The sequence below is a fragment of the Acinetobacter seifertii genome, assembly GCF_000368065.1.
GTDB lineage: Bacteria > Pseudomonadota > Gammaproteobacteria > Pseudomonadales > Moraxellaceae > Acinetobacter > Acinetobacter seifertii.
This window is the reverse complement of the sequence record NZ_KB851200.1, coordinates 878850-891085: the sequence shown is the minus strand read 5'-3', so window position 1 is coordinate 891085 and position 12236 is coordinate 878850. Positions and strand designations below refer to the sequence as shown.

General features: G+C 38.3%; 11 protein-coding genes. 6 read left to right on the top strand and 5 right to left on the bottom strand.

All coding sequences use genetic code 11. From position 1 onward, the window contains the following. Positions 1 to 3 precede the first annotated feature (3 nt). On the bottom strand, positions 4 to 2550 hold the full coding sequence (nirB, locus tag F985_RS11625) for a nitrite reductase large subunit NirB (protein ID WP_004701135.1): 2547 nt from the start codon (positions 2548 to 2550) through the stop codon (positions 4 to 6). An 11-nt stretch (positions 2551 to 2561) separates the two neighbouring features. Further along, positions 2562 to 2903: a hypothetical protein gene (locus F985_RS0104330; RefSeq protein ID WP_025469121.1), complete on the bottom strand. Its 342-nt coding sequence runs from the start codon at positions 2901 to 2903 to the stop codon at positions 2562 to 2564. Between the two features lie 384 nt (positions 2904 to 3287). Here F985_RS0104330 and F985_RS11620 point away from each other — a divergent pair, with 384 nt between their 5' ends. The 6 genes from F985_RS11620 to accC all read left to right on the top strand — a co-directional run bounded on the left by F985_RS11620 (position 3288) and on the right by accC (position 9082). Continuing rightward, the gene (locus tag F985_RS11620) at positions 3288 to 3878 is read left to right on the top strand and encodes an ANTAR domain-containing response regulator (protein ID WP_004701132.1); all 591 of its coding nucleotides are present in this window, start codon (positions 3288 to 3290) and stop codon (positions 3876 to 3878) included. Beyond that, the gene (locus tag F985_RS11615; RefSeq protein ID WP_004701130.1) at positions 3879 to 4901 is read left to right on the top strand and encodes an ABC transporter substrate-binding protein; all 1023 of its coding nucleotides are present in this window, start codon (positions 3879 to 3881) and stop codon (positions 4899 to 4901) included. A 337-nt stretch (positions 4902 to 5238) separates the two neighbouring features. Then, positions 5239 to 6567 carry a Y-family DNA polymerase gene (locus F985_RS11610; RefSeq protein ID WP_004701128.1) on the top strand — a complete coding sequence of 443 codons (1329 nt, stop codon included), beginning with the start codon at positions 5239 to 5241 and terminating at the stop codon, positions 6565 to 6567. Between the two features lie 235 nt (positions 6568 to 6802). Further along, the gene (aroQ, locus tag F985_RS11605; protein WP_004701126.1) at positions 6803 to 7258 is read left to right on the top strand and encodes a type II 3-dehydroquinate dehydratase; all 456 of its coding nucleotides are present in this window, start codon (positions 6803 to 6805) and stop codon (positions 7256 to 7258) included. A 17-nt stretch (positions 7259 to 7275) separates the two neighbouring features. Continuing rightward, the gene (gene accB / locus F985_RS11600; protein WP_004701124.1) at positions 7276 to 7695 is read left to right on the top strand and encodes an acetyl-CoA carboxylase biotin carboxyl carrier protein; all 420 of its coding nucleotides are present in this window, start codon (positions 7276 to 7278) and stop codon (positions 7693 to 7695) included. Positions 7696 to 7711: 16 nt separating this feature from the next. Further along, positions 7712 to 9082 (top strand): acetyl-CoA carboxylase biotin carboxylase subunit, encoded by a 1371-nt coding sequence (gene accC / locus F985_RS11595; protein WP_004701123.1) that lies wholly within the window; start codon positions 7712 to 7714, stop codon positions 9080 to 9082. Positions 9083 to 9136: 54 nt separating this feature from the next. On the opposite strand, the gene F985_RS11590 is transcribed toward accC, so the two are convergent. From F985_RS11590 to F985_RS11580, 3 genes are all read right to left on the bottom strand, one after another. Continuing rightward, complete coding sequence (locus F985_RS11590) at positions 9137 to 9640, bottom strand: hypothetical protein (protein ID WP_004701120.1); 504 nt, start codon at positions 9638 to 9640, stop codon at positions 9137 to 9139. Between the two features lie 146 nt (positions 9641 to 9786). Next, positions 9787 to 10953: an MFS transporter gene (locus F985_RS11585; protein WP_212749716.1), complete on the bottom strand. Its 1167-nt coding sequence runs from the start codon at positions 10951 to 10953 to the stop codon at positions 9787 to 9789. A gap of 261 nt (positions 10954 to 11214) precedes the next feature. After that, positions 11215 to 11997: an MBL fold metallo-hydrolase gene (locus F985_RS11580; RefSeq protein ID WP_265596894.1), complete on the bottom strand. Its 783-nt coding sequence runs from the start codon at positions 11995 to 11997 to the stop codon at positions 11215 to 11217. Positions 11998 to 12236: the final 239 nt, after the last annotated feature.

The window sequence follows — 12236 nt, the reverse complement described above, 5'->3', positions numbered from 1 at the left end:
TGCTTATGCTTCAACCATTGGAATACGGTCTTCTGAACGCTCAACATCTGATAATGGGCGGATTTGACCGCGTTCAGTTGTAAATTGAATGTGTGGATCGGCCTGCTCACTTGCGCCTGCATTGATATAAGTCTGGAAACGTTTACGAACTTCTGGGTTCTCGACAGCTGTACGCCATTCATCTTGATATGTACCAATAATGTGTTCCATACGGCGCTCGAGCTCAGCAGCTAAACCAAGAGAATCGTCCACAACGACAGATTTAAGGTAATCTAGACCACCTTCCATGTTGTCACGCCATACACTCGTACGTTGTAAACGGTCTGCGGTTTGAATGTAGAACATATAGAAACGGTCGATGTAACGGATGAGCGTTGCTTTATCAAGGTCAGAGGCAAGTAACTCTGCATGGCGTGGTTTCATACCACCGTTACCACATACATAAAGGTTCCAACCTTTTTCAGTCGCGATAATACCTACGTCTTTACCTTGCGCTTCTGCACACTCACGCGTACAGCCAGACACTGCCATTTTTAATTTATGTGGTGAACGTAAACCTTTGTAACGGTTTTCAAGCTCAATCGCTAAACCAACTGAGTTGTCTACCCCGTAACGGCACCATGTGCTACCCACACAAGATTTCACGGTTCGCAATGACTTACCGTAAGCATGACCAGACTCAAAGCCAGCAGCATTTAACTCTTCCCAAATGAATGGAAGCTCATGAACTTGCGCACCAAACATGTCTACACGTTGACCGCCAGTAATTTTGGTATATAGGTTATATTTCTTCGCGATTTGACCAATGGCAATCAAACCATCTGGAGTCACTTCACCACCAGCCATACGTGGTACAACTGAGTAAGAACCATCTTTTTGAATATTGCCCAAATAGTAGTCGTTACTGTCTTGCAGACCTGCATGGCTTGGCTCAAGTACGAAATCGTTCCAACAAGAAGCCAAGATATTTGCAGCAGTCGGTTTGCAGATGTCACAACCCAAACCATGGCCGTGTTGGTGAATTAAATCATCAAAAGTTTTGATTTCATTGACACGAACCAAGTGATACAACTCTTGACGCGAGTACGGGAAGTGTTCGCAAATGTGGTTATTTACAGTCACACCTTGACGTTGCAACTCTGACTTTAAAACTTGCGTCACTAATGGTGCACAGCCACCACATGCAGTTGCTGCTTTGGTGCATTTCTTCAATGCACCTAAAGAGGTCGAACCATCGCTAATTGCTTGGCAGATGTCTGCTTTTGATACGTTGTTACACGAACAAATGGTCGCGCTGTCTGGAAGCAAATCTACACCGCTACCTCCAGACTTACCTGCCAACTGTTCAAAGCCCGGCATAATCAAGCTTTCAGGTACTTCCGGTAAAGCCAGACCGTTTAACATCATTTGTAAAAGGTCGTTGTACTCTTTCGCATCGCCCACCAAAACCGCGCCCAGCAATTTGGTTTTATCTGCATTTACAACAATCTTTTTATAAACCAGTGCATGCTCATCTGCATAGAAGTAGCTTAATGCACCCGGAGTCATGGCATGTGCATCACCTACAGAGGCAACGTCCACACCCATCAACTTCAACTTGGTGCTCATGTCTGCGCCAGCAAAGCAATGACACTCTTCATCTAAAATATGTTTTGCTGCAATACGTGCCATGTCATAGCCCGGTGCAACCAAGCCATAAATTTTATTTTGCCAAAGCGCACATTCACCAATGGCATAAATGTTGTTATCTGATGTTTGGCAATAATCATTAATGACAATACCGCCACGCTCACCAATCGCAAGCCCACTGTTGCGCGCAAGCTCATCACGTGGGCGGATCCCCGCAGAGAATAAAATCACATCAGTTTCAAGTTCACTACCGTCGGCAAACTTCATCACATGATTGGTATTTACACCAGACTCAATAGACTGAGTCGCTTTTTGTGTATGAACTTTTACACCGAGGTCTTCAATTTTACGGCGTAAAACTTTACCACCCAAGTCATCAATTTGAACTGCCATTAAACGTGGTGCAAATTCAACAACATGCGTTTCTAACTCTAAGTCACGCAATGCTTTCGCTGCTTCAAGACCGAGCAAACCACCGCCAATCACGACACCTGTTTTTGCATTTAAACTCGCTGCACGAATCGCGTCTAAGTCTTCAATCGTACGGTAAACAAAACAGTTTTCACGGTCATTACCCGGAATTGGTGGAACAAAGGCATACGAACCAGTTGCTAACACCAATTTGTCATAGCTAATCACATCACCATGGTTGGTTGTGACTGTTTGCGCAGCTGTATCAATTGCAGTTGCTTTCGTATTAAGACGTAAGTCAATGCCATGAGCATCGGCAAAGTCAAAACGAGCTAAAGATAAATCTTTTGCCGATTTCCCAGAGAAATATTCTGTCAAATGTACGCGGTCATACGCGATACGAGGCTCTTCCGCGAGAATCGTGACTTCCAGTTCATCATCTGCTTTTTCTAAAATGGCTTCGATGAATTTGTGGCCCACCATACCATGACCAATCATTACCAATTTCATAGTGCTTCTCCTCAAATCACGTTGCTTTTAAGCTGCGTTATTCCATTCTCAAATAGACGTTGTTCTTTTGCTTTGTGCTCTATCGAGAAGCGAATCAAGCTCACAAGGCATCTAGCTGCTTGAAACCAATTCTTTTCACTCGTTAACGACACCCAATGCACAGCAAAGTCATAAAAAGAAATAAAAAAAGCGAGCCCCCTCATAGAGAAGGCCCGCATCGCTGGAACTGAAAAATTAGATAATTCAGATGTAACTTTTTTATGCAATAAAAATAAAGACATGACCTTCACTCCGACTGAACGTAACTTCTTTGTGTGTACAGTTGCACTCACAAACTCGATCAGAACGGACATCGTTGGCCGTCTTTAAAACTCATGGTCGTCTTCGACCTGTAATTAAGTAAGCACTTTGCATGCCAATTCTTTTTAAGATTAATATTAATAATTTTTTATTATTATTTTCAAATGTTTAAATTAAAACCTATTTTCATCTATAAAGAGTATTTAATTTTACCTGCACTATTACTGCTCCTCTATATGGTTTAAATAAAAATAAGTTTTGCCACAAAATGAATCGCAGTTTTGCACCAATATCGATCAAAACAACTTTTTAGCCTCCTAGATTGTCAACAACTCCTGATTTTTGGTTTAATTTTGGATGGCACTAATCTTGCTTAAAACTCAATAACAAAAAACGCGTCGAATTGGCGCATTTTCTTAGCCTGATTTTCTGAACTTATGCCAAAACTCAAAATAGCTCTTATCGATGATGATCATGCGCGAGCCGACTATATAAAAAATAGTTTGCTTGAAAATGACTTTGAAGTGGTGGCCTGCCTTACTTTGGATCACTTGAATATTTTTCGTCTTGAAGATTTACAAGCCGATGTCATCTTGCTCGACATGGATCATCCCCATCGTGACATTATTGAAAGTTGTGTGAGTAGCTATGACCTACCAACTGTTCTATTCACTAAAAATTCAGATAAAGACACCATCAAACAAGCCATCGATGCAGGTGTAACTGCTTATATTGTAGATGGCATAGATCCTACCCGCTTACATACCATTTTAGAAATCTCGATCGAGCAATATAAAAAGCACAAAAAACTCGAAGGTGATTTAAAAGAAGCTCAAACCAAACTTGCTGACCGTAAGGATGTTGAGAAAGCTAAAGTTCTACTCATGCAACTGCATGGCTTACCTGAAGAAACTGCATTTCAACTTCTTAGAAAAAATGCCATGAGCCACCGGATCACGATTGGAGAAATGGCACGCCGTTTACTTGACGCTCAAAAACTACTAAATGATCAACTAAAGGACGAATAAATGAGCACATTAGAAAAGACTCAATTGCAACTCGGCTATATTCCTTTACTTGATTGTCTTGCATTGCTTTGGGCAAAACAGCAAGGTTTTTTCGAAGAAGTCGGTTTAGATGTTACTTTAGTTAAAGAAGCATCATGGGCAAGTCTTCGAGACCGTTTAGCTTTTGGTTTATTAGATGCTGCACATTGTTTATCGGCCATGCTGCCTGCAGCAGCTGTGGGTGCAGACCAAATTGGTATTGCACTGCAAACCCCTCTTATTTTAAGTAAAAACCGTGCTTTTATAAGCTTAAGCCAAAAATTAACTCATCAACTGGCTATTCAAGAAAACGATAATGCACAAACTACTGCCCAAAAAGTGACGAGCTATATTGAAGCAGATCATTCTTTGTCCTTAGCTCATGTATTTAAACATTCAATTCATCATTATTGTTTAAGAGAATGGCTTGCTTTGGCAGACTCAAAAATAGCTCAAACACTTAAGCTCAAAGCCCTTCCACCACCGTATATGGTCGAAGCTTTAGATAATCATGTCATTGATGGTTTTTGTGTAGGAGAACCGTGGAATACACAGGGCGAACTTTTAGGCTTAAGTAAAATCGTATGTTCAAGTCAAGACATTATTCCCAATGTGCCAGATAAAGTTCTTGCAGTAACTCAAGAATGGGCTGAACAACATCCTCAAACTTTAATTGCACTCACCACAGCAATTATAAAAGCTCAAAAGGAATTGAGTGATTTGAAAGACTTTTCACCTGTCTTAAAGTTGTTGGTCGATTTTGGAATTGTCCGCTTTCACTGTTCTGAAGAAGTACATGTAGATAAATACTATATGATTCAAAATATTGTAAAAAACTTAGTTGAAGAAAATGCTGCCCCACAACCTGAAGATTTCCATTGGCTATTTGAACAAATGCAAAAGTGGGATGAACTTCAAATTGACCAAGCACAAATCACAAGCTTGGGAGCTCAATGTATTAATCTTGAGGCTTATGAACAAGCCAAACAGCTATATTCTTCATAAGCTATCCAAGAGTCAAATCATCATAAAAAAAAGCTGTCTTTTTTAAAAAAGACAGCTTGAAAGACCCATAAGACAAATGCGTTATACGCATTACTATATTTAAAGGCCACAACCCATCCATTAAATATAGCTCTTATGGTTTTGATCATAACCAACTAAAACTTATCATTTTCAGACATTTCCATATCAATAACTGACAATTCATTACTTTTGCATCCTTTTCATAATTTCGACGAACAACCAGAACTCCCCTAGATATCTGTGCATAATTTTGTTAACTTGATTATGTTACAAATTCAAAAATATATTTTGAGTTGATAAATTGGGGGATGAAATAATGAGAGATATCTCACACCGCGAAGTTTATGCGCTGGTTGATATTAACAATTGTTATGTCAGCTGTGAGCGACTTTTCAACCCCAAACTCATTGATAAACCTGTAGTTGTTTTATCCAATAACGATGGTTGTGTGGTATCACGTAGTGAAGAAGCAAAACTCTTAGGTATTAAGATGGGAGTACCGTGGTTTCAAATTGAGAAAGATGCCGTGCAAGCTGGTGTTCAAGTCTATTCAAGCAATTACACTTTATATGCCGAGATGTCTCGTCGTTTTTTTGCTGTTCTCGGTGAATTTTTCTCTCCAGATGATATAGAAGCTTACTCTATAGATGAGTGCTTTATTCATCTCACTCCTTACCTTCAATCTATTGATATATCTGACTACTGCTTTAAGGTGAAAGAGACTCTCCTCCAATGGTTAGGTCTACCTTGTTGTATTGGAATTGGATATTCAAAAACACAAGCAAAACTTGCCAATCATTTTGCTAAGAAAATTAAAAGTTTTAAGGGAATCTGTAATTTCATCACCTTAGATCCATTAATTATGGAAGACCTCATGCAACAGACATCGGTCAAAGAAGTATGGGGAATTGGTTATCAACTGGTCAAACAACTACAAAGTTATGAAGTATATTCATGCCTAGACTTAACTTTTGCCAATGAACACCATATGGCAAAGGCATTTTCTGTGGTCATGGCACGCACTATTCGTGAGCTAAAAGGCCAATCATGTATTGAACTTGATGATCCTAGTATTCCAACTAAACGGATTTTAGCGTCACGAAGTTTTGCTCAAGCTTTATCCAGTATCGAGATTATTAAACAAGCACTTATTTTTCATCTTAATCGAGCGCATCGCCGCTTAATGAAACAAGAACAATTGTGTGCCTGTATTCAAGTCATGCTTTATGAGAAAACCGATAAGCCACCTTATAAAAAAGCCACTTCTCAGGCCATTGGTCTTCACTATGCAACAGATGATTTATGCATAATCACGAAAGCAGCAATGCATCAAATTGATGTTTTATATAAAGAAAATAAAAGTTATATAAAAATTGGAGTATTATTTTGTGGTCTACACGCGCGTCAACAACATATTGATGATTTATGGCAACCTTTGGAACTTATTCATCAAAGACAACAATTAATGGAAACTTTAGGTACAGTTCGTAAGCGTTTTGGTAGTCATTATTTACAAGTCGGATATCACTCGCGTAACCCATCTTGGCAAATGAAACAATGCCATCGCTCAAAAAACTACCTAACTCGCTGGAATGAAATGTTAACAATTGAAGATGCCCATACCGTCGTTACACAAAATACATGAACTGTTTTTGTCAATTCGGTTTAAAATGAGCCTTGTTAAATTACTTGAAATTTTGTCATTTTTTAACATTGCTAATTCGTCGCAAAATTTACAATATATAAGCCGAATTTGGTGTACCCTTTCTGCGACAATTAAAAGAAATTATAAAAAACTTGTAGAAACATATGCCATAATAAGCAAACTTTGCAGACATCTTGCAAAGACTATTTGCAACTTTAGAGCTGGAGCAATCTGAATGAGTTCGACCATTTTGGTAATTCATGGACCGAATTTGAATTTGCTGGGAAAACGCGAACCAGAAGTATATGGTCATCTTACCCTAGACAATATCAACCAACAACTTATTGCTCAAGCTAAACAAGCCTCTATTACACTCGATACTTTTCAAAGCAATTGGGAAGGTGCCATTGTTGACCGCATTCATCAGGCACAAACAGAAGGCGTAAAACTTATTATTATTAACCCTGCTGCTCTTACTCATACCTCAGTTGCTTTACGTGATGCTCTACTTGGCGTTGCCATTCCATTTATTGAAGTGCATTTGTCAAATGTTCACGCACGTGAAGCGTTTAGACACCACTCTTATTTATCAGACAAAGCAATTGGCGTGATTTGTGGTCTAGGTGCAAAAGGTTATAGCTTTGCACTCGATTACGCCATTGAAAAAATTCAACCATCTAACCCAAACTAGTTCAGGAATAGTCGCCCATGGATATCCGCAAAATTAAAAAACTCATCGATTTAATGATTGAGTCTGACTTGCAAGCGATTGAAGTTAAAGAAGGTGATCAATCAATCGCTTTAACTCGTCGTAATCCTGTCGTTGCTGCGGCTGGTGTAGCACTTCCAGCAGCTCCTGTTGCTGAAGCACCTGTTGCAAAAACCCCACGTGGAGCAGTTGAAACTTCTCCTATGGTTGGTGTGTTCTATGCTGCTCCAAGCCCAGGTGAAGCACCATTTGTTAAAGTAGGTCAAACTGTATCTGCTGGTGAGACTTTGGGTATTATCGAAGCAATGAAAATCATGAACCCGATTGAAGCAACTCAAAGCGGCGTGATTGAAGAAATTTTAGTGAAAAATGGTGATGTGATCCAATTCGGTCAACCTTTATTCCGTTATCGCGCGTAATACCCCGGGGACAACTATGTTGCAAAAAGTTTTAATTGCAAACCGTGGTGAAATCGCTTTACGAATTACCCGGGCTTGCAAAACATTAGGAATCAAAACTGTCGGTATCTATTCAGATGCAGATAAAGATTTGATGCATTTACGTTTCGTTGATGAAGCAGTATGTATTGGTCCGGGTGCAAGTAGTGACAGCTATTTAAACATCCCAGCAATTATTACTGCTGCAGAAATTACTGGTGCTGATGCAATTCACCCAGGCTATGGCTTTCTTTCAGAAAATGCTGAGTTTGCCGAAATTGTAGAAAGCTCGGGTTTCACATTCATTGGCCCTCGCCCAGAACATATTCGTTTAATGGGTAACAAGGTTTCTGCAATTGTTGCAATGAAAAAAGCTGGTGTACCTACAGTACCTGGTTGCGACCATGCTGTAACTATCCACAACGCTTTAGCAGAAGCTAAAGAAATCGGTTTCCCGCTCATTGTTAAAGCGGCAGCTGGTGGTGGTGGCCGTGGTATGCGTATTGTTGAGCGCGTAGATACATTACTTGAGTCAGTTCAAGCGGCTCAACGTGATGCAGAAATGTGGTTCGGTGATGACACCGTATACATGGAACGCTTCTTACAAAAACCTCGCCATGTCGAAGTTCAAGTTTTAGGTGATGGTAATGGTCATGCAATTCATTTATATGATCGCGACTGTTCATTACAACGTCGTCATCAAAAAGTTTTAGAAGAAGCCCCTGCTCCAAATCTACCAGAAAAAGCACGTGCTGATATTTTAGAAGCTTGTGTTAACGCATGTCAGTTAATGCAATATCGTGGTGCTGGTACATTTGAGTTCTTGTTCGAAGATGGTGAATTCTTCTTTATCGAAATGAACACTCGTGTTCAGGTTGAGCACCCTGTAACTGAAATGGTTACTGGTGTTGATATCATTGAGCAACAATTACGTATTGCAGCTGGTTTAGGTCTAGAGCTTCAACAAAAAGATATTGAAGTTCGTGGTCATGCTATTGAATGTCGTATTAATGCAGAAGATCCAACAACTTTCTTACCTTCACCAGGTAAAATTGAGAGCTTCTATGCGCCAGGCGGTGCAGGTATTCGTTTAGATTCTCATATCTATCCTGGATATAGTATTCCTCCATACTACGACTCAATGATTGCAAAATTAATTTCTCATGGTAAAGATCGCGAAACTTCGCTTGCTCGTATGCGTCAAGCGTTAGACGAAATGATTCTTACTGGAATTAAAACCAACATTCCTTTGCATAAAGATCTTATCTTGCAAGACAAAAGCTTCTGTGAACAGGCAATGGACATCCATTACCTTGAAAAGCACTTGTTGAAACAATTGGAAGAAAAGAAGAAAGCTGAAACTGCATAACATGCATAATAAAAAAGCCTCTTAAATAAGAGGCTTTTTTATATCTATTTAGATTTATGGCAACATTCGACGTAAAGTTGCAAAACATTGCTCACCTTTGGCAGTTGAGCAGAAATTAATAGTATGGTCATTTTTCCACTGCACAAAATATTGGGAAACATCACCAGTCTGATCTTGCTGCTGACCAGAGCAATCTACTTTATTATTATCAAACTTAATCTGCATAACTAAAGCAGATAACTGCTCTTTAGGGTCATCAGATGGCTGATATTCATAAATACCATATGACCATTCCTCACCACTTTTGATCACTACATCATTACTACTGCGGAAGTTATAGTACTCTACACATTTCTTATTATTTGGAATCTCCATTCCCCATAATCCCATAATCTCAGGACGCGTAACAATACGTATAGCATTAGGATTACTTGCAGTTCGAACAGGCTGTTCAGCAGGCTTTTGCGTTGCTGTTTCAGCCATAGCAAAACCAGAAAAAGCTAATAATAATCCCATAATATAAATATTTTTCATAGATTTATTAATCATTAAACGCATGAGTTTAAGTTAGCACATTTTTTTAGAAAAACATTGCTTCATAACCATATAAAAACAATATTTTTCAACCGTAACGAATAGATACTTTCCATAAAACAATTTAGCCGCTTAACCACGTAATGTTAACAATGTTAGTGATGTTTCGATTAAGAAGCTGGCTTTTCAATTTGTTTAGGTAACCAAAATACAAAACATAAACCGAATAGCACAACGAGCGCAGCAATCATAAAAATATGCTCACCCGTCAGAGTTTTCCAATAATGACCCGCTAAAATACTTCCAAATGCCACTCCCAATCCCCACATGGTACTGTATAAAGCCTGTCCACGACCTTGTTGTCCTATTGAAAAGTTTTGGAAAATAAGCCGCATTGCAATAAGGTGAAATAGGCCAAAACTAAAAGCATGCAAACATTGTGCAAATAGCTGACCTATAAAATAATGAGAAAAGAGAGCGACTAGCAACCAACGTATGCTGGTTAAAACCAAACATATGGCAACAAGACTACGCCAAGAAAAATATTTGAAGAAAGTAGCCGCACATGCAAACATTATGATTTCAGAGACAACCCCCATTGCCCATAAGAAGCCAATTTCAGTCGTACTGTAATTTAAAGATTTTAGAAAGTTACTATAAAAACTATAAAAAGGCGCATGCGAAAAAAGGAGAATAAATTCGATTGTAAAAAAAGCAGCAACTTCAGGACGCTTTAACACAGGTAATAAAGGCTCTAAATGCTTTTGAGAAGTTGGAGCTCCCTCAGGCTCACGAATCGTAAAAGCCCAAATAAAAGCAAGTGAAGCTATAACAAGCAATAAAATAGGCAGCATAGAAATTGGAATAATTTCTAAAATGGCACCTATAGTAAATACACCTACAATAAATCCAACTGATCCCCATTTTCGAATCTTCCCATAGAGTTTTGCTCTTTGATCACCTAACCAAAATAAGGTTACCCCCTCAAACTGAGCTAAAATTGCATTTTGGAAAAAACTAAAAATAAGCATGAGTAAAGCGACAGATTGAAAGGTATTAGGAACTATAAAAATAGCCAACCATATACAGGCCTCCATCCAAGTTGCCAGTCGCACCAAAAGCATTCTTTTACCAGATTTATCTGCGATCCACCCCCAAACTAAAGGTGCAAAAAATCGTGTCACAATCGCAATAGATGATAAAATGCCTATTTGTTGATAATTAAACCCTTGATCTTGAAGATATAAATTCCAATACGGCATGAATGTACCAACAATGGAATAATAGAAAAAGTAGAATCCACCAAGTCTGGTTTGGATTGTAAGTGATGGGAGCAAGTGATAAACCTTTGTATTTTCAATAGGTTAAAATTTTAGATGGTTGCATATGTATATCTACATTTACCCTCACTTGTAGTTCAACAGTCTACAAACTTAATCTTAAACATTTTGTAGACTGTACATTAGTTAGACAAAGTAGATATCAACTTACCGACCGTCGCAATTCTATCATTTACATAAAAAACTCATAGCGTTATTCATAATAGAAAATATGGAATTACAAGATTTTCATTTAATAAATATTGATTAAATTTTGTCTTAATTTTCATAAATAAGTGTTTGTCCATCATCGGGTACTTGTACACGGTCAACTGCATTCATTTCATGCAGAATTTGCTTTATTTCATCTCGTTTTACTGGACAATGATTTAATGCTTCAAGATGATTAGCAATAATATATTTAGGCGAAAGCTCAATAAATTCGCGCACTTCTTCTTTCGACATAAGAATCGGCTGCCCCACATCCATTTGCGCTTGTCCCGCAGCAACTACCGCAATATCAGGTCGAAATTTAAGTAAGGCATTTTTAACATCATGAGTAAGTACGGTATCACCACTAATATATAAAGAAGGTTCATTTGGCAATTCTAAATAGAAGCCACAACCATTCGCCATCAATTTACTAATCCAGCCATGCCCATGGTGCGCCGGTATCGCGACCAATCTTCCACCTAAAAACTCGATTTCTTTCCAGTAATCAATACCTGCCTGAACATTTATCCCATATTTAGATAAATACGACACATCATTTTGAAAGGAATAAACAGGAATTTGCTTTTGAATAAGAAAATCCTCACCCTTTTGATCTAGATGATCAGTATGTTGAAATGCTTTGATTCCAAAAGTTTGGCTATGAGTAATTAAACAATGGGTAACTTTGTTTAATAATTCTTGGGCATTCAAAGGTAGATCAACTAAAGGATTCTTTTTAGCCTTAAAGCGGAGGTATGAAAAAGCAGGAAGCGAACCTTTATCACCCAACATCGGATCAATTAAAATAAAATAAGGGCCAGCTTCAATAATAAAAGTAGCACTTCGCAAATGATGAATTTTCATAGCTATATAAATTATTTAATTATATAAAATGCAATTATAAACTATTAGGTTAGTAGAAATTTAATAGCTGTTAAGTTATTTCTATTAGTCGTTTGATCAATCTATTGCTTAAGCCATCCATCATAAAGATATCTGAATATCTTTTTGCCTTAACTGACTATAGTCAATCTTATCCAATTTTCATAAAAATCATGATAACAAAACCTTATATCAACCATCTAATC